Here is a 25,836-nt window from a genome sequence, read left to right on the forward strand (position 1 = left end):
CATTCCGACCAGAAACTTTGTAAACAGTCCCCTCGATCTTATATGATCATGCACTACACCATCATCACGGAGTGCCACGAGAAGGGCGGGTTCACTGCCCGCTGCGTGGAGATTCCGTCTGCACGCGGGTATGGCAACACCCAAGGTGAAGCCATAGCAAACATCCGCGAAGCGATCGAAGTGGTGCGGGAAGCCCAGAATGCGGAGCTGGCAAAGACCATTGCCTCCGTCCATTCTGAGATCATCAAGATCGAAGTCGCTGACTCCGCATAACGTTCCCGGGTGAACCGGGAAAACAAATTTCTCAATTTTTCATCACTTCTTCGAGTTCCGAGACCTTCATCAGAAGGTCGAGGACGAGAAGAATTGCGAAGCTATTCTTCGAAGGTCGGCTGTGCCTCCCTTCTCATTGTCGAGGTTCTGATGAACCTCTCCAACTTCGAGTTCCGAGACTGCGTATATGCTGACAAGTGCTCTGAAACTCCCAGATACCGATCAGATCAGCGCAAGCGCAAGGTATTCAGGCTTTTTCAGGAGGATAAGCCCGATGGCTATCAGGAACAGGGAGACGTGCGGGAGAAAAGGTACTGTTCCCGGGAACGGCCAGCCGGTCAAGCTATACATAAGGACAACGAGCCCCAGCAGGATCAGGATCTTTGCGATATGCTTGACAGCAGGTATCGCGGACCGTTGCGGAGTGTTCATACCGGATCCTTGCTTCGGGAATAGTTAAAAAGGGGGGACCTGACGGGGGTGCCGGAATGAGACGGAATGATCAGAACCCCGCCGGGTCCACTGCATCCCACCGCACTTTTGCTTTCTGAATAAACCACCATGCAGGGATAGCGAGGACCACAGAGGCAAGCGCATAATACGGGTTCGCGAACGCTGCCGCGGTGAAGAGTACCAGCACGATCCCGGTGAGCACGAGATACCAGGCGAGCACTTTCACGTCATAAACCATGACACTCGGCGAGAGCCCGGCGAGCCATGCCATAACCGCGACTGCATAGAACGAGACCGAGAGGCCAAGCACAACCGCGGGGACAAGGACCGCTGCCTCTCCCGCGAGGATCGCCACGGCGGCGATGAACGCCGCGGGGATCAGCTGGAGGATCGCAAACGTTGTCAGCTTGCTTTCGATCAGCGTGCTGACCGCCACCGGCAGGCAGGCATACGGCCCGAACGTGTCGAACATCGTGACCCACGTGTACATGGTCGAAGCAATAACGCCGGCCGTGATCGCGAAGATCATGAGAAGGCCATGGGGCGGGAAGAACGGGCCGAGGAGGGAGAGGAAGAACCAGATCACGGCAAGGGGCAGGATGAAGGAGAAGATCGTCTGGCCGATCATGCTCCCGCTCCGGTACAGGTCGAGCGTGTCCTTTGCCGCAAGCGGGGGATTGGGCAGGAACGAGAGGCGCTTTGCCAGCGGACCAAACGAGTCACGATAGGTCTTCTCGGATCCCACGGATTCCGGCAGGAAGAGCCAGAGGGAGACGATGAAGAGGAATGCCGGCAGGAGGCAGGAGACAAGAAGGTGCTCCAGCGTGAACGCGCTGCCGAGCAGGAGGGGCGGGAAGAGGAGTGCCGGGTTTGCCCCGGTGACAAGCGAGATGGCTGCAAGGTCCGCAAGACACGCGAGAAGGAAGATCCAGAATGCAACCTTCGACCGGGCATACACGGTCGAGAGGAAGAAGATCATAGAGAGGCCGTAGAGGAACGCGAGCGAGAGCGTGAGGAGCAGGAGCAGGGCTGATGTGAGCGGGACGCCGGTCCAGGGAGTGGCGAGGAGGTACCCGAGCCCGAACGGGAGGACCCAGAGGAAGAAGTAGTAGACCGTGTCCTTGACCACGAAGTTTGCAAAGATCAACTTCTCGGAGAGCGGGAGGCTCCGGGCGGAGTAAGCAAGCAGGCTTGCCTGCCCGAAGCGCCGGTTCATGACTTCGTTCCCGAGAAGGCCGAACCCGCCGACCATGATCCCGAGCATCAGGTAACTCCCGTGGATCATGAAGGTGAGGCTTCCTGCAGGAACTGTTGTCTGCATCAGCGGGACAAGGAACGCACCCATGAACGCGATCCCGAAGATCATGAACGGGAAGAGCGCGAACGAGAGGCTGCCAAACATCGTGGAATGGACCCGCCACTCCTCCTTCATCATGGCATGGAAGAGCTCAAGCATGGCGATCCTTCCGGACAAGCGAGAGGAAGAAGGACGGCAGGTGGTCGCCCCCGCCGGTCAGTTCGGCAACGGTGCCGTTGTGGAGCAGCTTCCCCTTGTGGAGGATGGCAAACTCCGAGCAGATCTCCTCGGCCACCTCGAGGATATGCGTTGAGATGAAGATCGTCTTCCCCTTCTTCACGTAGCCTGCAAGGTACTCCTTGACCAGGTCCTGCATGATCGGGTCGAAGTTGATGAGCGGCTCATCAATCAGCGCGAGCGCCGGCTCGTGGATGAAAGCCTGGGTGAACATCAGCTTCTGCCGGGTGCCCCGGGAGAGATCCTTACAGAGCACGTTCTTCTTGTCGGCGAAATCGAGGAAGTCGAACCACCACTCCGCTTTTGTCTCGATATCCGGGATCTTCCGAACCGCGGCAACGAACCGGAGGTACTCCATTGCGGAGAGGAAACTGGGCGGTGTCTCCTGCTCGGGGATGATCCCGACCCGGGCCCGGACCCCGACCGGGTCCGCGGTCACATCCACGCCGAGCACCTGCGCCGATCCCCCGCTCGGCCGGGTCTGCCCGGTCAGCATCTTGATCATCGTGGTCTTGCCGGAGCCGTTCGGGCCCAGCAGGCCGAAGAGCGCCCCCTCCTCAACCGAGAGCGTTACGTTGTCCACTGCCTGTACATCGCCATAGGCCTTCGAAAGGCCCCGCGCTTCCAGAACTGTTGTCATACTGTCATCTCCTCACGCTTTCATGCCGAACCAGATGAAATCCAAGCCGTCTTCGATGATCCGTTCCCGCTCTTTTCTGTCATCCGTGGAGAGCGCATGGGCGATCATGCCCGAGAGGGCCGATGCCATCAGGCAGAAAAGGCCGGACGGTTCGACATTTCGGATCTCGCCATCCCGAATCCCCTGCCGGACAAGTTCCTCCAGAAAGAGAAAATGGCTCATCCCCTCTTCGTGGGCGCTCGTGGAGACAAACGGGGAGTGGGCGAACTGCTCCATGAACTTCAGTTTCGCGGGATTCCTGATCCCCCACCCGGCCGCATTCTTCCCGAGCCTGCAGAATTTGTCCTTTGCCGTTTTCTCCGCGTCAAGGCCGCGGCCCATCGCCTGCGCCGCCTCGCTCTTCACCCGACGGTAGAGCGTGTCGATGAGTTCCTCCTTTGTTTTGAAATAAAAAAAGAGCGTCCCCGTGGCAACCCCGGCTTCTTTCGAAATGAGTGAGGTCGGCGTGCCGGCAAAGCCCCGCTCGGTGAAGAGCCGGAGCGCCGTCTCCAGGATCGCTTCCTGCTTGTCGGGCGAAGGTTCACGCATGCGACTTCTCACCCCAAAAAGAACCGTTTGACCCGTTTTGCCCGGTTGATGCACCACAGTCCGCCCTTCATGACCGGGACAGCGATGTCCATCATCCCTTCCATCTCGCGCGAGACCTCCTTCATCAGGGACGGGATCGGGAGGTGCTGCGGGCACGCCTTCGCGCACTTGCCGCACTGCCGGCAGAGCCCGGCCGCGGTCTTCTCCCCCATGAGCCCGCCATGCCGGCCGATGTACTGGAACTTCCCCGCCGGGTCATGCGGGAAGAGGGCGTGTGCATTGTAACTCGAAAAGACGCCGGGGATGTCGACACCGGCGGGACAGGGCATGCAGTACCCGCAGCCCGTGCACCCGACTTTCATCAACCGGCGGTACTCGTCCCGCACCCTGCCGATGAGCGCCTGTTCATCGGGCGTGAGCGATCCCGGCAACGCCTCGCCCGCGACCCGGATGTTCTCGTCGATGTGGGCCTCATCGTTCATACCGGAGAGGACAACGGTAACCTCCGGGTGGTCCCAGACCCAGCGCAGGCCCCACTCGGCCGGCGACCGCTTCACAGGAGATTCGGCCCAGATCTTCTCCACGCTCCCGGGAGTCCGGCCGGCAAGATTGCCGCCCCGCAGCGGCTCCATGATCATGACCGCGAGGCCTTTTGCCGCAGCGTACTTCAGGCCCTCGGTGCCTGCCTGGATCTTCTCGTCAAGGTAATTGTACTGGATCTGGCAGAAGTCCCAGTCATACGCGTCCACGATATTTTTGAAATCGTCAAGGATCCCGTGGAACGAGAAACCGGCATGGATGATCCGGCCATCCGTTTTTGCAGCGTCAAGGAATTCAAGGACACCGAGGTCTTTCATGATCCGGAAACTCTTCCCGGCAAGGCTGTGGAGGAGATAGTAATCGATGTGATCGGTCCGGAGGATCTCCAGCTGGCCATTGAGGATCCGGTCCATGTCTTCGCGTTCGAAGACCTCCCAGTGAGGGAGCTTGGTCGCGATCCGGATCTTTTCGCGGTACCCGCCTTCAAGCGCCTTTGCAAGTACCTGCTCGCTCTTGCCAAAATGGTAGACGGGCGCCGTGTCAAAGTAATTGACGCCGCTGTCGATCGCGTGGCGGATCTGGCGGATTGCCCGCTCTTCGTCAACACTCCGGCCCTTTGAAGGGAGGCGCATGCAGCCGAAGCCGAGCGCGGAGAGCCGGTCCCCTGATTTGGGAACAGTCCGGTACAACATCGGGAACACCATGTAAACTGACTGGTCAGTCAATATGTCGGGCAAGGTAATAAAGGTGCGGAATCCGCAAGAGCCGGGCCGACCTTCCCCTTACCCCGTTTCCATACCTTTTTTTCTCCCGCAGTCCAATGCACCGGAACTATCCGGCCGCAAACGGGCGCGGCCACGGGTCTTACCATGCAGTACCAGTTCGCCGACAGGGTCGCACGGGCGCCGAAATCTTTTCTCGAAGAGCTCTTCCGGGTATCGTCCGATTCCTCCATCATCTCCTTTGCCGGGGGGCTTCCCTCAGCGGACCTGATCGACACGGAAGGGATCGCACGGGCAGCCCGGGAAGTTTTTGAGGAGGAGCCTAAGATCGCTCTCCAGTATACCACCACGGACGGCTACCTTCCGCTGCGGGAGTACATCGCGGATCGCTACCGGCGCCGGCTCGGCATCCCGGCAACCGCAGAGGAGATCCAGATCGTCAACGGCTCGCAGCAGTGCCTCGACCTGTTCGCCAAGCTCTTCCTGAACGCGGGCGACCACGTAGGCATGGAACGGCCCGGTTACCTCGGGGCGATCGAGGCCTTCTCGCTCTACGAGCCGGTGATCGACACCGTCCCGCTCGAAGAGGACGGACCGGACACCAAGGCGTTCCGGGACCTGGTCACATCCAGGCGCCCGAAATTCTTCTACGGGATTCCCAATTCCCAGAATCCCTCGGGCCGGACCTACTCGCAGGAGAAGCGGAAAGCAATCGCGGAGATCCTTTCCGGCAGCGACACGGTCTTCTACGAGGACGACGCGTTCGGGGAACTCTTCTTCGATGCAAAACCCCGGCTGCCGGTCAAACGCTATGCTCCCGACCAGTGCGTCATCTCCGGTTCGTTCTCCAAGACCGTTGCGCCCGGCATGAGGATCGGGTGGATGTTTGCCCCGGCCGAAGTCCTGAAACAGTTCAATGTCGTCAAACAGGCAGCCGACCTCCACTCCAACTTCCTCTGCCAGAAGATCCTGTACCGGTACCTCGCGACCCACGACCTCGATGCCCATATCCGGACGGTCGTGGCCGTGTACGGCAGGAAGTGCCGGCTGATGTGCGAGCTCTTCGATGACCTCATGCCGCAGCTGGCCCACACCAGCCCGGAGGGGGGCATGTTCCTCCTTGCAACCCTTCCTCCGGGCCTCTCCTCCCGTGCGGTCTTCGACCGGGGGGTAAAGGACAAGGTCGCTGTGCTCCCCGGCCTCCCGTTCTATGTGGACGGGGGCGGCACGGACACGATCCGGCTGAACTTCTCCTCAGCATCCGAAGAGCAGATCACGGAGGGGATGCACCGGCTCGCACGTGTCGTTGCCTCGTTCCGGTAAAAAATAACGGATCACATAAATAGCGCTTTTTCCTGATGTACCAGTACAGGAAGAGATACCTTTGAAGAATCCTTCTGTACTTCTCATCATCCTCGTTCTGTGCGCTTTCTGTATGGCAGTCGCCGTACCGGTTGCCGCCGACGGGGAGACCACTACTGCCACGACCGAGCCAACATTTACCCTGCAGCCGGTCACCGCACCGACAACAGAACCAACCGCACTGCCTACCACGGAACCGACGTCGATTCCCACCACGATCCCCACAACGGAGCCCACACAACCACCGACAACCGAACCCACGGTCACGATCCCGACGGTCGTGACAACGGAACCGACCATAACGATCGAGCCCACATCAGTCGGCGGGGGGAAGGGGTACATTGACGTGTACAGCAACGTGAACGGCGCCTCGGTGTACTTCAATGGCAATTACGAAGGCCAGATATCTGCCGGCGTTCTCTCGGTCGGGGTCTCGCCCACCGGGAGCCCGGTGACGACCATCCTTGTCTCAAAATCCGGGTACACCTCCTGGACAGGTGCACCCTCCCACATGCCCGCGGACGGCGAGCATGTGACAGTCAATGCAAACCTCCAGCCGGTAACAACGCCCCCGACCACAACCCCGCCGGTGACCACCGGGACCATCTACGCCCAGTCAAGCCCGTCGGGCGCCGCGATCTACATGAACGGTAACTTCTACGGGTATTCTCCCGTGACCATTCCCGGTCTTGCACCCGGTTCCTATTCCATGAAAGCCTCCCTGAGCGGGTACACTCCCGACACCCGGGTCGTCACGATAACAGCCGGCCAGACCACCACCTATTACCCGACACTCCAGCCGTCACCGCCCCCGCCCCGCAGCACCGGGACGGTCTCGGTGTCTTCGAATCCCACGGGCGCCCTTGTCTATGCCGACAACAACTACCAGGGGAAGGCACCCGTGACCGTCACCCTGTACCCGGGAAGCCACACCTTCCGGCTCACCCTTTCCGGCTACAGCGACTATGTGACGACCGTATACGTCAATGCCGGCAGCAGCCAGAACATCAATGCCGTCATGCCGCCGGGATCCTTTGGCACCGTGAAGGTCCTCTCCCTCCCGGGCGCCATGGTATCGATGGACAGCGCCGGGCAGGGGACGATCCCCTCGTCCGGCACCCTGACCCTGAACAATGTCGGTGGCGGAAACCATCTCTTCAAGGTGACGGCATCCGGCTACAATGACTGGATGAACACCGTTTATGTCCAGCCGAACGTGGTCACCTCCATCAACGCGGCCCTGACACCGGTCGGCCCCTCCCCGACACCGGTCCCGGCAACCGGTTCGATCCAGGTCACCACGACCCCGGACGGGGCCGAGATCTATGTCGACAACCTCTTCAAGGGCTACAGCCCGGCAACGCTCACCGGCATAACGGCAGGCCAGCACACGGTCCTGCTGAAATATACCGGGTACATAGATTCCACCCAGTCCGTCATCGTGGGATCCGGGCAGACCACCCCGCTGACCGTGACGATGCAGCCGGCCCCGGCGCCGACCCCGGCGTCGCCGCTCTCACCTGCGGCAGTCCTTGGAGGGATCGCGCTTGCGGTTGTCGCGGGCGCCGCTCTCAGGAGGCGAACCTGAAATGAAGTGTTCATGCCAGAAATCCACTCACCAGTACCTTGCAGCGATCCTCGTGATCATTATCATCGGGGCGCTCACCCTGTATGCCTACAATGGCGAACAGGATGCGCTCAAGGGCGCGACCGACAGGGGAATGAAAGCGACCGCGGGCGTCATGGCCACGCAGGTCCATGGATACGAACTTGCGAACATCACCCCGGGCAACGAGAACGCCCCGGAGTACCTGGCGCTCGTTGAGAGACTCAACACCATGCGGAGCATGGATGACCATATCCTCAACGCCTATATCCTGAAGGTCTACCCGAACAAGACCGCAGTCTTCCTGGTGGACGACCTGATGGTACAGGACCCGCAGGGCTCGGCACGGATCGGCGAGGTGTCCACCGCGCCGGACCAGAACGTGATCTTCCTCGCACTCTCCGGCCCGACCGTCTCGAAGCAGCCGTACACCACAAAGTACGGTTCGTTCATCAGCGCGTACGCCCCCATCGATGATTCTGTGGCCGATTCAACCGGAAACACAGCTGCGGTCCTCGCGATCGATGTCTCGGCACAGGAGTATACGAAGTTTACCTCGCAGGGGACGATCATCCTTGTCACGGGACTGGTGGCGATCGTCCTTGCACTCTGCGCCATCTCCTGGTTTGGCCGCAAGGATGATGAGACAAAGTCCGGATAATTCCTCCTGCACAGGAGGCCCAAAACTTCTTTTTTCCAAAACTTCCCACAGTACCGGGATGTTATCGTTCAGAACGTTATCTGTCATCGGGCTCTTTCTGCTGGCCCTCGTCCTCTCAGCAGGATGCACGCAGTCCGCCCCCGTAGTGATCCCGGAGTCCACTCCTTCAGGTACCCCGGTACCGGTCGTGACAACAGCGACTGCCACCCCCACCCCAGGAGAAACAGTTTCTCCGGCAGTGACTCTTGTTGCCGGAAAGAAAGTCCGGCTGGAGACATCGATGGGTGATATCGTTATCGCGCTCAGCCCGGAAAAACCGATTACCGCAGGAAACTTCGAGACGCTGGTGGAGAAAGGGTTCTACAATGGCGTCATCTTCCACCGGGTCATTGACGGGTTCATGATCCAGGGGGGAGACCCCACCGGCACCGGCCGCGGCGGACCGGGGTACCTGATCGATGACGAGTTTACGGGCACCAACAAGAACAACCGCGGCACCGTTGCCATGGCCAACACCGGCCAGCCGAACACCGGCGGCTCCCAGTTCTTCATCAATACCGTTGACAACAACTACCTGGACACAAAACACCCGGTCTTCGGGACCGTGACCGAAGGCATGGATGTTGTCGATGCGATCACGAAGGTGGAGACAAATGGCTACCCGTACTACCGCCCGCTCCAGAACGTGACCATCATCCGCGCCACGATGATCTGATCCCCTTCAATTCGTTTCTATTTTTTTCATGTTTTCCCGCGTATTTTCATATAACCGGAACCCCCATAGTACGGTACGATACCATGACATCGCCAGCACCATCCGGGAAAATTGCCCGGCTCGAAACGAATATGGGTACGATCCGGATCGATCTTGCAGCCGATCTGCCGATCACGGCCGGTAACTTCGAGACCCTCGTACAGAAAGGATACTACAATGGCGTGATCTTCCACCGGGTCATTGACGGGTTCATGATCCAGGGCGGGGACCCCACCGGGACCGGTCGCGGCGGGCCGGGCTATGTGATCAAGGACGAGTTCCCGCCCGGCAACAGGAACGACCGCGGCACGATCTCCATGGCAAACGCCGGCCCGAACACGGGCGGCAGCCAGTTCTTCATCAACCTGGTCAACAACAATTTCCTGGACGGCCGGCACCCGGCATTCGGAAAGGTCATTGAAGGCATGGACGTTGTCGACAAGATCGGCAAGACCAAGACCCTTCGCGAGGACCGGCCGGCAAAAGATGTCGTGATTGTCAAGGCGACGATGGAGTAAATCCGTCAGCAACGACCCTGCCCGGCAGCAGGGATCAGTATCTCTTTTTTGGGGGCCGGCAAACTCCACCGGACCTGATCCGGGGTCCTGTGCCATGAGCTAGTACCTGTTTTATCGTACGTTCGGCCAAAAGAATGTGTCCGTACGTGACCTCCCGTCTCCGATGATAAAACCGGATTTTTGCCGGATTTATTCCCCCATTTTCCGGAATTATTCCCTCTGGATCGATCCAAAGGGTCAATCGGAGCCCTGTACGGGCCCGGATTTCCCCATCCCAAAAACAGAAGTTTCTCCGATGGAGGAGTGCGTCACGTGTCCGGCTTACCGGTTTTTGGGAGCATCTCTCCATTCCGGTCCAGCTCTACAAGTTCTTCCTTTGTCACGCGGAAGAACCGCCACGTTCCATGCTTGGAGCGGAGCCAGAGCTCGCGTGAGATCACACCGGCCTGCACGATCGCACTGAGCCGCTGGATCGCGTCGCGGAATTCGGCAACAATGTCAGCCGGCCCCGCAAGGATTCGCGGAATAAATTTCACGCGGACGAAGGCCACAAGGTCCGGGGAAATGATCGTGAAATGATACATATTCTCCGGGCCGGGCTCCGCCATCTGCACCTTCCCGCGCCGGTGCGCAATGGGAAGTGCATCGGGAAGCGCCCGGCGCGGGCGCCGGATATGGCTCAGCAGACCACCCCGCGGATCTTCGCAGGATACGATGAAGGATTTTTATTTGGCATGTACCGGAAAACTTTGATGCAGCGATTAAATAATTGTATTATCTTTCGCATTATAGGATAGATCCTCCGGGTTATCCAATCCGGGTACGGGAGAATAAAAAACCGAGAAACCCGGAACGGACAGCCCCCGCTTTCGCTCACGAGGAAATTCAAAAAAAAACGTATAAAAAATGGGACTGGGTAATGGGTGTTTTGGGATTGTTTATACAGCGAGGTAATCGTTGGGCTGGGGCATCTGGTCCTTTAAACCCTTCCGCTTGCGGATGCCGATGACGACTTCCTTGACCATGTTGTTCGGGACGAGCTCGAAGCCTGCGAACTCGGTGTTCCACATCGCACGGCCTTCGGTTGCGGACCGGATGTCTCCAGCAAACCCGAAGAGCTCGGCGACCGGTGCCTTCCCGGCAACGGTGATGGTGTCGCCCTCGCTCTGCATGTCGAAGACCTGGCCGCGCCGGCCCTGGATCTGGGAAGTTGCCGCACCCATCTGGTCCATCGGGACCGTGATCTGGATCTTCTGGACCGGCTCGAGGAGCGAGTCGCCTGCAAGGAGCATGCCGCCCTTGATGGCGCCACGGACTGCGGGGATGACCTGCGCGGGACCGCGGTGGATCGCGTCCTCGTGGAGCTTGACATCGGTTAAGACCATCTTGAGGTTCTGGACCGGCTCGTCCGCAAGAGGACCGCCTGCAAGGGCCTCGTGGATGCCCTCGATGATCAGTTCCATGGTCTCGTTGAGATACTGGATACCCTTGGTCATGTCGATGAGCATGCTCGTGCCCTTGATGTCCTTGACGCTCTTTGCCTCGTCCTTGTCCATACCGGCCTTGATGAGCACGTCGCGGCGCTCGAGGGCCTGCTGGTTCATCGAGACATCGCCGGACTTGATCAGGGCGACGATCTCATCGGGCAGGGGAGAGAGGGTGAAGTAGAAACGGTTGTGCCGGTTCGGGGACTTGCCCTCGACATTCTCTACCTTACCGGTGACAGTCTCACGGTAGACCACAATCGGCGGGGAGGTGATGATCTCGACACCCTTGTCGCGCTTGATACGGCCGGTGATGATTTCGAGGTGCAGCTCACCCATACCGGCAATCAGGTGCTCACCGGTCTCTTCGTTGATGGAGATGTTGAGGGTGGGGTCTTCCTTTGCAACCTGCCGGAGCACTTCAACTAACTTCGGCAGGTCCTTCATGTTCTTGGCCTCGACCGCAACGGTCATGACCGGTTCCGAATAGTGCTTGAGCGACTCGAACGGGGTCATCTCCATGAGACTGGAGATGGTTGAACCGACTATCGCGTCCTTGAGACCGGTGACTGCGGCGATGTTGCCGGCAACGATCTCCTCGACTTCGACACGCTTCGGGCCCATGAAGATACCAACCTGCTGGAGCCGGTTCTCTTTTTTGGCTGCGCCCATGACGTAGAGTCCGTCACCGCGCTTGAGGGAGCCGGAGAAGAGACGCCCGGTGGCGACTTCGCCCGCGTGGGGGTCAAACGAGATATCGGTGACCATCATCGCAACGGGTCCCTTCGGGTCGCAGGCAAGCATTGACTTGCCTTCCTTGGTCTCCTTGTCCCCGTGCCAGATGACGTTGACACGCCGGGGCTGGGCCTCGAGCGGGTTGGGGAGGTGGCGTACGACCATGTCGAGGACCACTTCAGAGAGCGGGCTGTTCTTGGCCAGATATTTCATGTCCCCTGCACGGCACTTTTCGTACACAACCTTGAACGAGATGCCGCTCTTCTGCATGAACGGGACCGAGACGGCCCAGTTGTAGAGCGCGGAGCCGAAGGCAACAGTACCCTTCGAGGCATCGAGTTTCCAGCCATTGTTGTAGGCTTCCTCGTTCATGCCCTTGATGAGCTTGTTGACCTTGTCGATGACCTTGCCGAGCCGGATCTGCATCTCGGTATCGTCGACTTTCAGCTCGTTGATGAGCCGGTCGACCTTGTTGATGAAGAGGACCGGGCGGACCTGCTCTTTTAATGCCTGCCGGAGCACGGTCTCGGTCTGGGGCATGGTGCCCTCGACCGCGTCCACGAGGACGACTGCGCCGTCCACCGCACGCATGGCACGGGTGACGTCGCCACCGAAGTCAACGTGGCCGGGCGTGTCGATCATGTTGACGAGGTAGTCGACGCCCTCGTACTCGTGGACCATCGAGACGTTCGATGCATCGATGGTGATGCCGCGGGCCTGCTCTTCCTCGTCAGAGTCCATGAAGAGCTGCTTGCCGGCGAGTTCCTCAGAGATGATACCGGCACCTGAGAGCAGGTTGTCGGAGAGGGTGGTCTTGCCGTGGTCGATGTGCGCTACGATACCGATGTTCCGAATGTGCTTCGGATCCTTCATGAGCTCAGTGACGCGCTCAATGGATTTTTTGCCGCGGACCATGAAAATGACCTCGAAAAAAGATGTGGTTACCGGGCGGACTTCGCGATCCGCTCGCGTTCTTCCTTTTTACCCACCGAGTAGCACTTCATGTCTCCCTTGGAGGCGGCAATGATCTCGTCAGCGAGGACCGCGCTTGCACGCTTCTTGCCGGAGCTGGATCCCTTCAGGGTTGCCTCAGCGAGGAAGTGGATTGCCGTGTCGACCCGGCGCATGGGCGCGGTGTCGACCGACTTCGGGACATTGATGCCACCATATTTCAGGCGGACGGTCTCTTCGCGGGGACCGGAGTTGCCGATTGCTTCGACCAGCACCTCGATCGGGTTGCGCTTGGTCTTCTTGTGGATGATCTCGAATGCATCCCGCACGATCCGGATGGCCAGCTGCTTCTTTCCGGTATTATTCTCGGTCTGCATCAGGCGGTTGATGAGCCGCTCGACGATCATCATGTTGCTCTTGCCGAATTCCTGGCGGGAGAACTTGCCGCAGGAGTGGGGGATGATCTGCGCCGTGAGGTTCACGTAGCGCACGAGGCTGGGGTCGGTGACCTTGACTTCGGAGGCGTCATACAGGTTGAACAGGAGTTTCTTTCCGGCTTCTGACATCTAAAATCACCTGCGCGGTTTCTCCTTCCTGCCAATCACCATCTCGTGGAGGCAGACATTGTTCACCTTGGTGACGACGAACCGGACGCCCGGGATATCTCCCATGGAACGACCGAGACGGCCGCCGATGCCTTCGATCTCGACCTCATCGTGTTCGTCGATGAAGTTGATGGCACCGTCGCCAACCGCGAATGCGCTGACCTGCCGTCCGTTCTTGATGAGCTGGACGCGAACGCACTTCCGGATGGCGGAGTTGGGCTGTTTTGCCTCGACACCGATCTTCTCAAGCACGATACCTCTCGCCTGCGGAGCGCCCTCGAGGGGGTCCGACTTTACATCGAGATTGAGTTCACGGCGGGCGTAGTTCTTGTCTGCCCACCGGAACTTATTGGAGTCCCGAACCAGTTTTCTGGCTGCGAATTTACCCTGTCCCATTAAATAGCCTCTGTAAAGTGATTATGTGGTTATCGATAACCCACACTGGGATAATGTACTACGCGGGTGATCGATTTATAAATTGTGGCATCCCACCTGCCTGTCTTACACTATTGGTTCTTGTGGATAATAACATTTTATCCCCATGAGCGCACCAAGCTGAGCAATGAAGACCGGCATCTATAAAGAGGTGCAGATTGATACGAGCCATCGCCTGCTCCACTATCACGGCAAGTGCGCAAACCTCCACGGGCACCGGTGGAAGATCGAGGTCTGGATGGAAGGCGAGCCCGCCCCGGATACGCAGATCGTTATCGATTATTCACTGATTAAGAAGGTTGTGGAAAAGTACGACCACCAGATCATCCTCAATGAAGAAGACCCGATGGTCCCCCGCATTGCCGAATTCCACCCGGTGATCACGACCCCTGGTGATCCCACGAGCGAACTGATCGCTGTCCTCATCCGCGACGACATCCACAATACCTGCCACGAGATGGGGATCACGGCAAAGGTAACGAAGATCCGGGTCTGGGAATCCCCGACATCCTGCGCTGAGATCACGTAAATGAAGGTAGCAGAGATCTTCCGGAGCCTGCAGGGCGAGGGGAAGAACCAGGGAAAGCCCTGCTTATTCATCCGGCTTGCCGGCTGCAACCTGAACTGCCGGTGGTGCGATACGCCCGAATCGCGGACCGGCGGCAGGGAGATGAGCAGGGACACGGTTCTCGAACATCTCTGGCGCATCAACCCGCCCTATGTCTGTGTCACCGGAGGAGAGCCGCTCCTCCAGGCAGAGGAACTGGAGCCACTCCTTGCCTCGCTCGTCAAGCGGGGATCCGTGATTGATATCGAGACCAACGGGACGGTTGACTTCTCCCGGCTCCAGCCATATGCATCGGTCTGCATGGACGTGAAGTGCCCGTCATCTGGCGAGAAGAGCGACCCCTCTCTCTTATCGAAGATCCGGCCGCAGGACAGCGTGAAGTTCGTTGTGAAGGATGAGGCGGACTGCCGGTATGCTGCAGAGGTCATCGCCTCGCATCCGGTTGCCGGTGAGATCTTCTTCTCACCGGTCTTCGGCACGGACTACAAGGTCATCTCAAAATTCATCTTGACAAACAACCTGCCGGTCCGGATGCAGGTCCAGCTCCACAAGATCATCGGAGTGAAATAATGAAGGCCGTCTGTTTACTGTCAGGAGGCATGGACTCCTCCACGCTTGCGTACGTTGCAAAAAGCGAAGGCTACGATATCTGCGCCCTGCACCTGAACTACGGTCAGAGAACCCAGAGTAAAGAGCTGGCCTGTGCGAAGAAGATCGCGTCCCTGCTGGATGCAAAGGAGTTCATCGAGGTTGATGTCGGGTACTTCTCACAGTTCGGCGCAAGCAGCCTTACGGACAGGGAGCTCCCTGTCGAGAAATTTGACCCGGCCCGTGCGCACGTTCCCAACACCTATGTACCGTTTCGGAACGCCAACCTGCTCTCGATCGCCACGAGCTTTGCCGAGGCAATGGGGGCGGACGCGATCTTCATCGGGGTTCAGTCGCTGGACTACAGCGGGTACCCGGACTGCCGGCCGCAGTTCATCGAGGCGTTCCAGAAGGTCATCGACCTCGGGACAAAGGACACGACAAAGATCACGCTCAAAACTCCGTTCATCAAGATGACCAAGACCGACATCCTCCGCGTGGGCATGAAACTCGGCGTGCCGTACGAGCATACGTGGTCCTGCTACCGGAATGAGGGAAAAGCCTGCGGCACCTGCGGTTCGTGCCACTTCCGGCAGGAGGCGTTTGCTGCTCTCGGCATGAAAGACCCCATCGAGTACGAGGGATGAGATGACTGAGATCTTCCGCGGCAGGCGCCTCTGGATCGAGACTAAGAAGATCCGGCTCCCCACCGGGGTTGAACGCGAGAAGGTGATCGTCCACCCATCAAACGCGGTGGCCATCTTCCCGGTTGACGGCGACCGGTGCAAGCTCCTGAAACAGTACCGCTATGCCATCGACCAGTACATCATCGAGGCCCCGGCCGGGACCATGGAGCAGGGGGAAGAGCCCCTTGCCACGGCAGGACGCGAGCTGATCGAAGAGACGGGATTCACGGCAAAAACAATCGAGCCGAAAGGATTCATCTACACGACACCGGGATTCACGGATGAGAAGATCTTCCTTTTTGAGGCACGCGGCCTCTCGCCATCACAGCAGTACGGGAAGGACGAGGACGAAGTGATCGAAGTCATCGATGTTGCGGTAAAATACCTGCCGGAGATGATCCGTGACGGCAGGATCGTTGACGGGAAGACCATATGCCTGATCCAGCGCTGCCTGGGGTGCTGAACCATGCGGATCGTTCCTGCTCTCGTCCTTGCAGCGATCCTCGTCGCATCGGCAGCATTTGCCGGGTGTTCAGGGACTGGTACGAAGCCCTCGTATTCCGTGGACAGCAACGGTGTCCTCTCGGTAAGCTGCGCTCCCGTAACTACGAGCGAGCAGGTGCTCCTCTCCAACGAGACATACACGAAATCGCGGATCGTCATGCACACCCAGAGTGGGGACGTGGTAGCGTACCTGTCTGCACCGAAGCGGCCGAAGGCCGCGATTGTCTATGTCCCCGGCGCCGGTGAAACGCTGGCGGCACACGACGGGCGCATGCTGCAGTATGCGGAGGCCGGGTACGCATTCCTCTTTGTTGATACGCGGGGCCGGGGTGGGGAGACGGAAGGCGTCCCGTTCGGCCAGGCACTAATCCAGCAGGACTTTACCAAGTTCAAATCCGGCGAATGGCCGCAGTACTACCTGATCATCTGCGATCTTGTCAATGCACAAAAACTGCTCTCGGACCGGTTCTCCGTGCCGGTATATGCAGTCGGATCCAGCAACGGGGGCCGGTACGCGGCGATAGCAGCAGGCGTTGACTCAGGATATGCCGGGTATGTTGGCATTTCAACATCGGACTGGGGCATCCTCGACGCTTTCACATCGCAGGGCTATACAGGCGATCCTGTCCGGTTCGCTGCATCGCTCGAGCCCAGTACCTACCTTACGAAGATCCCGCCCCGCCCGGTCTGGATCTTCCATAATGCAACCGACCCGATCATCCCCTTTGAAAGCGGGGAGGCATTCTATGACAAGGCGGGAGAACCAAAAACATTGACAGAATTCCAGGGAGACCACGGCATCAACCCGGATGTCGATTCCCGGCTCCTTGTGCAATGGGCGCAAATTTATGCCACCAGCAGGTGAATAGCTATAAGCTTTAACGAGGTTTGAGTCCGGCAATGGCAGAAGAAGTGGAGATGGACGACGCGCGAAAGCGCTACGAGTTCAAGAAGACCCTGGAGATGCTCCAGTCGCAGCAGGGAGACGGGACGGAGCTCATCACGCTCTACATCCCGCCCGACAAGCAGATCTACGACGTGACCGGCCAGCTCAAGGACGAGTTCGGCCAGTGTGCAAACATCAAAAGCAAGCAGACAAGAACGAACGTCCAGAGCGCCATCTCCTCGATCCTCTCCCGGCTCAAGTACTACAAGCGGCCGCCCGAGAAAGGCATGGCCGTTTTCTGCGGTACCGTAAAGACCTACGGCGACCGGACCGACCTCCAGTGCACCATCATCGAACCGCCCGAGCCCATCAACCTCTACATGTACCGGTGCAGCTCGAACTTCGAGCTGGCCCCGCTTCTCCAGATGCTCGAGGAGAAGTACGTGTACGGCCTCCTCGTCCTCGACAAGCGCGAGGCCTACTGGGGCTTTTTGCGCGGCAACCGGATCGAGCCCATTGGCGGGGCGAACTCCACTGTTCCCGGCAAGATGAGGAAAGGCGGTCAGTCGGCGGCCCGGTTCGGCCGGCTCAGGGAGATCGCCATCGACGAGTTCTACACCAAGATCGGCGAACGGTCAAGCGCCATCTTCCTTGCCGAGAAAGATTACTTCGAGCGGTTCAAGGGCGTCCTGATTGGAGGGCCGAGCCCGACCAAAGAGGAGTTCGAGAAAGGCAACTATCTCCACCACGAGGTCCAGAAGCGGATTATCGGGCTCTTCGATGTTGCTTACACGAACGAGGACGGGCTCGCGGAGCTCGTGGACGCGGCAAAGGACGCACTTAAGGGCATGACCGTCATCAAGGAGAAGGCGATCATGGAGAAGTTCTTAAAAGAACTTGTCAAGGACGACGGCCTTGCTGCGTACGGCGAGGAGAGCATCCGCCATAACCTCATGATCGGTGCGGTCGACACCCTCCTCCTCTCCTCAAAACTCCGGAAATCGCGGCTGAAGATCAAGTGTCAGACCTGCGATTACACCACGGAAAAGACGATCAATATCGAGCCGGGCAAGACCGTAGCCGACATCGCCCTGGGCAACTGCCCCAAGTGCTCGGCACCCCTCATCATCGAAGAAGAGATCGATATTGTCGACGAACTGACCAAGATCGCCGACCAGAGCAGCTCCAAGGTCGAGCTCATCTCGGATGATTTCGAAGAAGGATCGATCCTCTTTTCCGCATTCGGAGGGATTGCAGCCATCCTCCGCTACAGGACGGGATACTAGATGCCAGACGATATGTTTGCAATAATTGATACTGCTATCCGGGAGACTGCCGGTGTGACAGATGCGCTCCTTGTCGAGGGAGGAGAGCATGCCGACCTCGCCTCAACTGTGGCATTCTCCCTGGCCAAACAGCGGAGGCAGGCGCCGGTGAAGATTGCGCAGGACCTGGTCGCGGAACTGAAGAAGCGGCCGGAATTATCCGCGATCACCATCGAGGCAAAAGGGCCGTACATCAATTTCATCTTCGGGAATGCGTATGTCAGCGACGTGATCCGGGCAGCGGTGAAACCGGGATACGGAAGCCTCGAAAAGAAAACCCAGCGGGTTGTTCTCGAACACACCAGCGCCAACCCGAACGGCCCCCTCCACGTCGGCCATATCCGGAACTCGATCATCGGCGACACGCTCGCCCGGGCGTTCCGGAAGGCCGGCTACCCGCTGGAAGTCGAGTATTATGTCAATGACATGGGCCGGCAGATCGCCATCGTGGTCTGGGGATTCAACAACCTGGACAACACGCAGCTGCCGGGGGAGAAGGAGGATGCCCATATCGCTAGGATCTACATTGCGGCAAACCGCGAGATCGAGAAGGACGAAGGGATCACTCAGCAGGTCAATGTCCTGATGCAGCGCGTGGAGAGCGGCGATCCCGCTACCGTGGAGAAGTTCAAAAAGGAAGTCTCGCGCTGCCTTGACGGGTTCCGGGTCACGATGAAGGACCTGAACGTTGCCCACGACAAGTTCGTCTGGGAGAGCGACTTCATCCGGAACGGGAGCACGGAAGAGATCATCGGCAGGCTCAAAGAGAAGCCGCAGGCGCGACAGGACGAGACGCTTTACCTTGACCTTTCGGAGTTCGGGTTCGAGAACAAGTACGTCATCCGCCGGAGCGACGGCACCTCAGTGTACGCAGCCCGGGACCTTGCCTTCCATGCGTGGAAAGGGAAAAACTTCGACCGGGTCATCGATGTGCTCGGCGCCGACCACAAGCTCATCGGGGCGCAGCTCCAGTGCACGATGAAGGTCCTTGGTGAGAAGGTCCCGGAGATCGTCTTCTTCGAGTTCGTCTCGCTTCCCGAGGGTTCGATGAGCACGCGGGCCGGCAAGTTCATCTCGGCTGACGACCTCATCACGGAGGTACGGAAGCGCGCCTTCGATGAGGTGACAGTGCGAAGGCCGGAACTTCCCGAGGACGAGCGCAGGAAGATCGCCGCTTCGGTCGGGCTTGCCGCCATCCGCTACGACATCGTCAAGGTCTCGCCCGAGAAGAGCACGGTCTTTGACTGGAAGGAGGCGCTGGACTTCGAGCGGCAGAGCGGGCCCTATATCCAGTACGCCCATGCCCGGGCCTGCAGCATCCTCGAAAAGGCCGGGGACTTTAGCGAGTGCTTCGATCTTGAGACCGAGCAGGAGATAGCGCTCGCCAAGCAGATCGCCCGCTTCCCCGGCATCATCGAGAGGGTTGTTGCGGAGCTCCGCCCGAACCTCCTTGCCATCTATGCCCGCGAACTTGCTGATACCTTCAACTCGTTCTACCACTTCGAGCAGGTACTGAAGAGCGAGGGGAAGGTCCGTGACCGGCGCCTGACGCTCGTGAAAGCGGTGCAGAATACCCTCAAAGAAGCGCTCGAAACGCTTGGGATCGATGCCATCCGATCCATGTGAGCCCCTGAGAAAACAGGGGTACCAGTTTTTTTCAAAGACTTCTACCGCGGCCCTCAAGCCCTGCATGTGGTGCAAGCGGGCGCTTGCCGGCGGCGACATGTGCTACAAGCACCAGTTCTACGGGATCGACAGCCACCGCTGCGTCCAGCTCACCCCGACGCTCCGCTGCAACCAGCGCTGCCTCTTCTGCTGGCGCTCGTTTGAGCACGAGCCGGTGGAGAGCGAAGAGTGCTCTCCCGAAACCATCCTAGCCGGTATCCACCGGTTCCAGAAGAAGGCGCTCGCGGGCTACAACGCGGTGCTCGACAACACGGTCACGGAGGAACGGTGGAAAGAAGCGCTCGACCCAAAACACGTTGCGATATCGCTCTCCGGTGAGCCGACACTCTACTCCCAACTTCCGGAACTCATCGACCTGTTCAACAAAACCGGGTACACAACATTCGTTGTCAGCAATGGCACAAACCCGGATATGCTGAAGCGGTGCAACCCGTTCCAGATGTACGTCTCACTCGACGCTCCTGACCGGGAGACATACGAGCGCGTCTGCCGGCCGCTCGGGGACTACTGGGACCGTGTGCAGGAGAGCCTCCGTCTCCTTGGCTCGCGGAGGTCGGCGGTCCGGATCACGCTCGTGAAGGGGCTCAACGACATTGCCCCGGAGCGGTATGCCGCAATCCTGCAGGACTCGGGAGCCACGTATGTGGAAATAAAGGGATACATGTATCTGGGATACAGTAGAAACCGTTTGGTCAGAGAGAACATGCCGGACCATGCGGATGTGCGCGCCTTTGCGGAGAAGGTCGCGACCGCGTGCGATTACCGGTTCAAGGACGAGAACGAACTGAGCAGAGTGGTTGTTCTGGAGCGGAAGAGATGAGATTCAATCCCGAGGACTGGAAAAAGAAAGCGCACGAGAACTTCGAAGGGGCATGGCACGAGGGGCCATCGGTCCTGACCCCGGCATCGCACGCGGAAACCTATCCGTGTAAGGGGTACAAGCGGGCACAGGCGCACCCGGTCTTTGCCACCATCAACAAGCTCCGCGAGACCTACCTCTCGATGGGCTTTGACGAGGCCGAAGTGCCGGTCATCATTGACGAGAAGGACATCTACCGGCAGTTCGGGCCTGAAGCCATGGCCGTGCTCGACCGGGTCTTCTACCTTGGCGGCCTCCCGCGTCCGAACGTGGGGATCGCAAGGGACCGGCTCGATAAGATCAACGGGATTCTCGGCAAGACGATGGCTCCTGCGATTGAGGAGAAACTCCGCGAGACGCTCCACGCGTACAAGAAGTCCGAGATCGATGGCGACGAACTGACCTTCGAACTCTCCAAGGTGCTGGAGACTGACGACGGGGTCGTTGTCCATATCCTCGACGACGTCTTCCCCGAGTTCCGCGAGCTCGCCCCCGAGTCTTCGCGCTCCACGCTCCGGAGCCACATGACGAGCGGCTGGTTCTTAACGCTCGGCTCAATCTGGGACAAGAGCCCGCTGCCCATCCGGATGTTCTCGGTCGACCGGTGCTTCCGGCGCGAACAGGCCGAGGGGCCGACCCGGCTGATGACCTACCACTCGGCATCCTGTATCATTGCCGGGGATGACGTGACGATCGAGGACGGGAAAGCGGTCAGTGAAGCGCTCCTCTCAGCGTTCGGGTATACCGACTTCCGGTTCCAGCCGGACGAGAAGCGCTCGAAATACTACATGCCAGATACCCAGACGGAAGTGTATGCCCGGCACCCGGTCCACGGCTGGGTCGAGGTGGCGACGTTCGGCATGTACTCACCCTCGGCGCTCGCGGAATACGGCGTCGGTGTCCCGGTCATGAACCTGGGGCTTGGCGTCGAGAGGCTCGCGATGATCGCGTACGGGGCAAACGATGTCCGGCAGCTCGTGTACCCGCAGTTCTTCCCCCGGCCGCTCTCCGACCGGGAGATCGCACGGGCAGTTCACCTCCGCGAGGAGCCGTCATCCCCTGAAGGGAAATTGCTCGCAACAGCGATCGCGAAAGTTGCGGCAGCGAACGGTTCGGCACAGGGCCCCTGCTCCTTCGATGCCTGGGAAGGAACTCTTGGCGGTACCCGCGTGAAGGTAGTGGTTGAAGAGACCGAGTCCAATGCAAAGCTCTGCGGGCCGGCCTGCGCAAACGAGATCTTCGTCCACGACGGATCCGTGCTTGGGGTACCGGATGCCGAGAAGTGGAAGCAGGTGCGGATCGAGGGGGTGCCAATTGGCCTTTCCTACCTTTCCGCGGTCTCCGCCCTTGCCGCGGCGCGGATCGAGGAAGCGGCCCGAACCGGTAAGGAGACGACCGTCCAGGTCAAGATGGCAAAGCTCCCCAGCGACATCAACCTGAAGATCGATGAGTACGCGATGCGCTTTGTCACGGACAGCAAAAAGAAAGTGGATGTCCGGGGACCGGTCTTCCTCTCGGTCCGTTCCGCGATCCTTCCCTGATCTTTTTTTACCCGTCCTGTAACAGGACGTCTCTTTCTGTCCTGAACCCGTAATTCCCGTGCGGGACTTTCATCTCGAACCGGGCGCCCTCTCCTTCAATACCGCATTCCCGTATCCGGATGCCGGTGATTGAGAGGATCTCGCGGATCAGGTACAGGCCAAGGCCGGTGTTCTGGAAATATTCCCGCCGGAAGATCTTCTCCTTGACTCCTTCCGGGACACCCACGCCATTGTCCTCGTATACGATCACGAGGCCATCCGGCTCTTCCCGCCAGGAGAGCCGGATCTTGGTGACCGTCTTCCCGTGGCGGAGGGAGTTCTCCATCAGGTTGTAGAAGACCTTCTCGATGAGCGGGTCGGCAAAGACACCGAGGTTCTCCAGCGAGTACTCTACCGTTATACCGGTAAGGTTCAGCGATGCAACTGCTTTTTTGACCAGCGCTTCCACGCTCTGCCACTGGGCGGCATTGCTCCCAATCTCCTGGTACTCCTTTGTAAAGGTGATCTGCCCGCGGATGGTCTCAGCTGCGTGGTACGCCTTGTCCAGGCACTCGCTGACCCCGGTATCCGTGCTGGCCTCCCGGGCGATCTCAAGGTAGCCGAATACCGCAGTGAGCTGGTTTAAGATGTCATGCCGGGTGATGGTGTTCATGACGCCAAGGTTCCGGTGGGCCTGCACGAGAGCGGCCTCGGCATTCTTCTGTGCCGTGATGTCCCGGCCGACTGCCTGGTATCCCGAGGGCTCCGGCAGATCGGAGAAGATGGCCCGGTAACTCCACTGCTGCCAGAGCGTGGAACCGTCGGCTGCAAGCATGCGGGAGTCCATGGAACGCACCGGGTTCTCGCGGGTGAGTTCCTCTAACTGGGAGAAAAAGGTCTCCCGGTAATCCGGTGAGATACTGTCACGGATGTTCCGGCCCAGGATCACATCGCGCGGTTTTTTGAAATAGGTACAGTACGCCTCGTTGACAAAGACGATGGTGCCGTCCGGCAGGAACCGGAAGATGAACTCCGATTGGTCCTCGACAACATTCCGGTACTGCGTCTCCTGCTCCCGCAGGGCTTCGGCAAGCCGGCTCTGCTGGATGGCCTGGCTGATGAAATGCTTTAAGACCATGAACTCTTTTCTTGGGTCGCGTCCCTTGAGCACGAAATGCGTTGCGCCGGTGTTCAGGGCATTGATGACCGCCTTGTTGTCGGCCTTCTTTGCAAAGAAGATAAAGGGCGTTGAATTTTTCCGGCTGCGCCGCAGGGCTTCAAGAAATGCCTGCCCGTTCGTCACCGGGAGACGGTATTCCGCGATGATGATATCGAACCGCTGCGAACGGAGCAGGCTGTACGCTTCGTGTGCCGATGCAACCGACGTGACGGAGATCTCTCCCGAACTCCCGAAGTAGTCCTTGAGGGCCTTCTGGAGCGTGGTATCGGGATCGACGTGCAGGAGCGAGATCATGGGTGGATTTTAAAGAAGTTTGTTTCTGGATCAGAACAACGTTTTGATGGTTTTTTGTTTTCCGGTTGCCGAGCAGGAGAAACGACTCTCGTATTCAGGCCCGTTCACGGATAAAGATCCGGCGGTGGATGATCCGCCACGAAAGGATGAGCTGGACGATATCGGTGGGGGTGACCGTCTCCCTTCCCTCGAACATGGCAATCGGGTGGACACCGGTCTGGTACTCGATGGTCTTTTCCAGTTTATGGATTGTCTCGTAATTCATCTCGCCGTCAAAGGTCAGGGCCCGCATCCGCGCACAGTCGACAAACTGCGTGGTGAACTCGATTAGGAAGTCCCGCTCGTGGAAGGAGAGGAGAGAGTACAGGTCGATGCTCAGGTCGATATCCGAGATAGTCTTTCTCATCCGGTTCTGCATGAGGGAGATGTTGTACACGTTCCGCTCCGGGCCGAGGTCTTTCCCGTACTTTGAGTGGGCGATGCGGATCACGGCATCAGCTTCACACCGCTGGGGCGCGATGAATTCCGCGTAATCTTTTTCACGCCTGCGTATCTCCTCGGATACCTGCTCATCGGTATAGCCCCGACGCTCCTTGTCGCGAAGACGTTTCCAGGCATATTTCACCTCGTTCTCCGGGTCGACAAAAATCGAGAAGTCCATGAGTTCGCGGAGGCGCGGGGAAAAGAGCGTGTGCAGGCCTTCGAGGATAAGGATCTTCCGGGGCGCAAACGGTATAGGGGGATCGAACGTCCCGGTCTCGTGATTATACACCGGTTTTTGGATGGTATGCCCCTGCCTGAGCTGGGCAATATGATCCTCCAGCAGGCCGATGTTGTTGGCATCAGGATGGAGTGGCGTGATATCCCGCTGCTTCCGCTCTTCCCGGTCGTATTTGTGGTAGTCATCCAGCGTGATGGTGGAGACCAGAGCCGGGCCGAATATCTGCCGTATCGCGTTCGTGAACGTGGTCTTCCCCGATCCGCTGTCACCGGCAACACCGATGGTGAAGACAATGGGAGAGTGGGCAATTGTTTCCTTGAAGTTGATCTCGTGATCCATAGGCCTGAGTACCCTTGACGTGAGGTATGGTATAAAGGGTTGGAACCCAGCCCCGGGGCGTCTGTTCGAAAAACCTAACATTGTATTGTGGAGGTTTCGTTTAATGTTAGATTTAAATAACATTAATAAACAATAATGTTAGAAATAGATAACAAATGAGTTGAGAAGATGAAACCGAGAAACATGTACCGGATTATTATCGGGGCGTTGAGTATCGTAAGCGGCCTTGTTCTTGCACTGGCAAGCCAGGGTGAAGCAATTGCCGGCACCATCCTGCTCTGTGCCGGGCTGGCATTCCTGATCACCGGGATTATCCGCCACCGGAAATATGGCGATGACACGGAATCGGACGAACGGTCGAAGAGGATCGGGGCGTACGGACTATCCTATGCCTGGCTGACCGGTCTCTTCTTCATGACCGCGCTCTTCTGGCTGGACTATACCGCGCTTCTTACACTTACAACCCAGATCGCACTGGGCCTATCCGTTGTAGTCCTTACCCTTTCGGCAGTGGTCTACCAAGCATGGCTTTTCCGGAAAGGAGATGTTGATTAAGGTATTTGACAGAATGTGGGAGCATGCATGAGGACAAGGATCAAAGAGTACCGGTCTCAGCTTTCCCTGACACAGGATGATCTTGCAAAAAAGGTCGGCGTGCGGAGGGAGACAATTGTCTTTCTGGAACAGGGGAAGTACAATCCCTCCTTAAAACTTGCCCACGAGGTTGCAAAAGCCCTGAATGCAACGATCGATGAGCTCTTCATCTTCGATGACGAATCCGAGACGCCTGAGAGCCGGGTCGTGCTGGTGGACTAAACA

28 protein-coding genes are annotated in these 25,836 nt (G+C 58.6%); 17 read left to right on the forward strand and 11 right to left on the reverse strand.

Features of this window, described 5'->3' with window-relative positions:
* Window positions 1–48 precede the first annotated feature (48 nt).
* On the forward strand, window positions 49–273 hold the full coding sequence (locus METFOR_RS13755) for a type II toxin-antitoxin system HicB family antitoxin (RefSeq protein WP_048111464.1): 225 nt from the start codon (window positions 49–51) through the stop codon (window positions 271–273).
* Window positions 274–495: 222 nt separating this feature from the next.
* Here METFOR_RS13755 and METFOR_RS13760 read toward each other — a convergent pair whose 3' ends face one another.
* The 5 genes from METFOR_RS13760 to METFOR_RS13780 all read right to left on the reverse strand — a co-directional run bounded on the left by METFOR_RS13760 (window position 496) and on the right by METFOR_RS13780 (window position 4,720).
* On the reverse strand, window positions 496–705 hold the full coding sequence (locus METFOR_RS13760; RefSeq protein ID WP_015286766.1) for a hypothetical protein: 210 nt from the start codon (window positions 703–705) through the stop codon (window positions 496–498).
* A gap of 70 nt (window positions 706–775) precedes the next feature.
* Window positions 776–2,182: a hypothetical protein gene (locus METFOR_RS13765; protein WP_015286767.1), complete on the reverse strand. Its 1,407-nt coding sequence runs from the start codon at window positions 2,180–2,182 to the stop codon at window positions 776–778.
* Entirely contained in the window at window positions 2,175–2,900 is a 726-nt protein-coding gene (locus tag METFOR_RS13770) for an ABC transporter ATP-binding protein (protein ID WP_015286768.1), read from the reverse strand. The genes METFOR_RS13765 and METFOR_RS13770 overlap by 8 nt, the downstream gene beginning before the upstream one ends.
* Before the next feature lie 12 nt (window positions 2,901–2,912).
* Window positions 2,913–3,488 (reverse strand): TetR/AcrR family transcriptional regulator, encoded by a 576-nt coding sequence (locus tag METFOR_RS13775; protein WP_015286769.1) that lies wholly within the window; start codon window positions 3,486–3,488, stop codon window positions 2,913–2,915.
* Between the two features lie 8 nt (window positions 3,489–3,496).
* Entirely contained in the window at window positions 3,497–4,720 is a 1,224-nt protein-coding gene (locus METFOR_RS13780) for an aldo/keto reductase (RefSeq protein ID WP_048111015.1), read from the reverse strand.
* 177 nt (window positions 4,721–4,897) lie between these two features.
* On the opposite strand from METFOR_RS13780, the gene METFOR_RS13785 reads away from it, so the two are divergent.
* The 5 genes from METFOR_RS13785 to METFOR_RS13805 all read left to right on the forward strand — a co-directional run bounded on the left by METFOR_RS13785 (window position 4,898) and on the right by METFOR_RS13805 (window position 9,651).
* Window positions 4,898–6,073 (forward strand): aminotransferase-like domain-containing protein, encoded by a 1,176-nt coding sequence (locus tag METFOR_RS13785; RefSeq protein ID WP_015286771.1) that lies wholly within the window; start codon window positions 4,898–4,900, stop codon window positions 6,071–6,073.
* Window positions 6,074–6,185: 112 nt separating this feature from the next.
* Window positions 6,186–7,700, forward strand: a complete 1,515-nt coding sequence (locus METFOR_RS13790) for a PEGA domain-containing protein (RefSeq protein WP_148277700.1) — start codon at window positions 6,186–6,188, stop codon at window positions 7,698–7,700.
* Window position 7,701: 1 nt separating this feature from the next.
* Entirely contained in the window at window positions 7,702–8,379 is a 678-nt protein-coding gene (locus METFOR_RS13795; protein WP_015286773.1) for a hypothetical protein, read from the forward strand.
* Window positions 8,380–8,437: 58 nt separating this feature from the next.
* Window positions 8,438–9,094: a peptidylprolyl isomerase gene (locus METFOR_RS13800; RefSeq protein ID WP_015286774.1), complete on the forward strand. Its 657-nt coding sequence runs from the start codon at window positions 8,438–8,440 to the stop codon at window positions 9,092–9,094.
* An 83-nt stretch (window positions 9,095–9,177) separates the two neighbouring features.
* Window positions 9,178–9,651 (forward strand): peptidylprolyl isomerase, encoded by a 474-nt coding sequence (locus METFOR_RS13805; RefSeq protein WP_015286775.1) that lies wholly within the window; start codon window positions 9,178–9,180, stop codon window positions 9,649–9,651.
* A gap of 308 nt (window positions 9,652–9,959) precedes the next feature.
* Here METFOR_RS13805 and METFOR_RS13810 read toward each other — a convergent pair whose 3' ends face one another.
* From METFOR_RS13810 to METFOR_RS13825, 4 genes are all read right to left on the reverse strand, one after another.
* Window positions 9,960–10,259 carry a hypothetical protein gene (locus METFOR_RS13810; protein ID WP_015286776.1) on the reverse strand — a complete coding sequence of 100 codons (300 nt, stop codon included), beginning with the start codon at window positions 10,257–10,259 and terminating at the stop codon, window positions 9,960–9,962.
* 330 nt (window positions 10,260–10,589) lie between these two features.
* Complete coding sequence (locus METFOR_RS13815; protein ID WP_015286777.1) at window positions 10,590–12,785, reverse strand: elongation factor EF-2; 2,196 nt, start codon at window positions 12,783–12,785, stop codon at window positions 10,590–10,592.
* A 26-nt stretch (window positions 12,786–12,811) separates the two neighbouring features.
* Window positions 12,812–13,387: a 30S ribosomal protein S7 gene (locus METFOR_RS13820; protein WP_015286778.1), complete on the reverse strand. Its 576-nt coding sequence runs from the start codon at window positions 13,385–13,387 to the stop codon at window positions 12,812–12,814.
* Window positions 13,388–13,393: 6 nt separating this feature from the next.
* On the reverse strand, window positions 13,394–13,822 hold the full coding sequence (locus METFOR_RS13825) for a 30S ribosomal protein S12 (RefSeq protein ID WP_015286779.1): 429 nt from the start codon (window positions 13,820–13,822) through the stop codon (window positions 13,394–13,396).
* Between the two features lie 166 nt (window positions 13,823–13,988).
* On the opposite strand from METFOR_RS13825, the gene METFOR_RS13830 reads away from it, so the two are divergent.
* From METFOR_RS13830 to sepS, 9 genes are read left to right on the forward strand one after another with little or no spacing between them, the layout of a single operon-like run.
* Window positions 13,989–14,390, forward strand: coding sequence for a 6-carboxytetrahydropterin synthase (locus METFOR_RS13830; protein ID WP_015286780.1), 402 nt, complete (start codon window positions 13,989–13,991; stop codon window positions 14,388–14,390).
* Window positions 14,391–14,999: a 7-carboxy-7-deazaguanine synthase QueE gene (locus METFOR_RS13835; protein ID WP_015286781.1), complete on the forward strand. Its 609-nt coding sequence runs from the start codon at window positions 14,391–14,393 to the stop codon at window positions 14,997–14,999.
* Complete coding sequence (gene queC, locus METFOR_RS13840) at window positions 14,999–15,664, forward strand: 7-cyano-7-deazaguanine synthase QueC (RefSeq protein WP_015286782.1); 666 nt, start codon at window positions 14,999–15,001, stop codon at window positions 15,662–15,664. Before METFOR_RS13835 ends, queC begins: the two co-directional genes overlap by 1 nt.
* Before the next feature lies 1 nt (window position 15,665).
* Window positions 15,666–16,166, forward strand: coding sequence for an NUDIX hydrolase (locus METFOR_RS13845; protein ID WP_015286783.1), 501 nt, complete (start codon window positions 15,666–15,668; stop codon window positions 16,164–16,166).
* 3 nt (window positions 16,167–16,169) lie between these two features.
* The gene (locus METFOR_RS13850; protein WP_015286784.1) at window positions 16,170–17,072 is read left to right on the forward strand and encodes an alpha/beta hydrolase family protein; all 903 of its coding nucleotides are present in this window, start codon (window positions 16,170–16,172) and stop codon (window positions 17,070–17,072) included.
* A 35-nt stretch (window positions 17,073–17,107) separates the two neighbouring features.
* Window positions 17,108–18,379, forward strand: a complete 1,272-nt coding sequence (gene prf1, locus METFOR_RS13855; protein WP_015286785.1) for a peptide chain release factor aRF-1 — start codon at window positions 17,108–17,110, stop codon at window positions 18,377–18,379.
* The gene (gene argS / locus METFOR_RS13860; RefSeq protein WP_015286786.1) at window positions 18,380–20,044 is read left to right on the forward strand and encodes an arginine--tRNA ligase; all 1,665 of its coding nucleotides are present in this window, start codon (window positions 18,380–18,382) and stop codon (window positions 20,042–20,044) included.
* Window positions 20,025–20,924 (forward strand): 4-demethylwyosine synthase TYW1, encoded by a 900-nt coding sequence (twy1, locus tag METFOR_RS13865; RefSeq protein WP_015286787.1) that lies wholly within the window; start codon window positions 20,025–20,027, stop codon window positions 20,922–20,924. Before argS ends, twy1 begins: the two co-directional genes overlap by 20 nt.
* Window positions 20,921–22,504: an O-phosphoserine--tRNA ligase gene (gene sepS, locus METFOR_RS13870; protein ID WP_015286788.1), complete on the forward strand. Its 1,584-nt coding sequence runs from the start codon at window positions 20,921–20,923 to the stop codon at window positions 22,502–22,504. Before twy1 ends, sepS begins: the two co-directional genes overlap by 4 nt.
* A gap of 7 nt (window positions 22,505–22,511) precedes the next feature.
* Here sepS and METFOR_RS13875 read toward each other — a convergent pair whose 3' ends face one another.
* Window positions 22,512–23,957, reverse strand: a complete 1,446-nt coding sequence (locus tag METFOR_RS13875; protein ID WP_015286789.1) for a hybrid sensor histidine kinase/response regulator — start codon at window positions 23,955–23,957, stop codon at window positions 22,512–22,514.
* Window positions 23,958–24,051: 94 nt separating this feature from the next.
* Window positions 24,052–25,017, reverse strand: coding sequence for a phosphoribulokinase (locus METFOR_RS13880; protein WP_015286790.1), 966 nt, complete (start codon window positions 25,015–25,017; stop codon window positions 24,052–24,054).
* A 168-nt stretch (window positions 25,018–25,185) separates the two neighbouring features.
* Here METFOR_RS13880 and METFOR_RS13885 point away from each other — a divergent pair, with 168 nt between their 5' ends.
* Both METFOR_RS13885 and METFOR_RS13890 read left to right on the forward strand, forming a co-directional pair.
* A complete protein-coding gene (locus METFOR_RS13885) occupies window positions 25,186–25,572 on the forward strand; it encodes a hypothetical protein (protein WP_015286791.1) in 387 nt (128 codons plus the stop codon).
* A gap of 27 nt (window positions 25,573–25,599) precedes the next feature.
* Complete coding sequence (locus tag METFOR_RS13890) at window positions 25,600–25,833, forward strand: helix-turn-helix transcriptional regulator (protein WP_015286792.1); 234 nt, start codon at window positions 25,600–25,602, stop codon at window positions 25,831–25,833.
* The last annotated feature ends 3 nt before the right edge of the window (window positions 25,834–25,836 follow it).

It is taken from the genome of Methanoregula formicica SMSP (genome assembly GCF_000327485.1).
GTDB lineage: Archaea > Halobacteriota > Methanomicrobia > Methanomicrobiales > Methanospirillaceae > Methanoregula > Methanoregula formicica.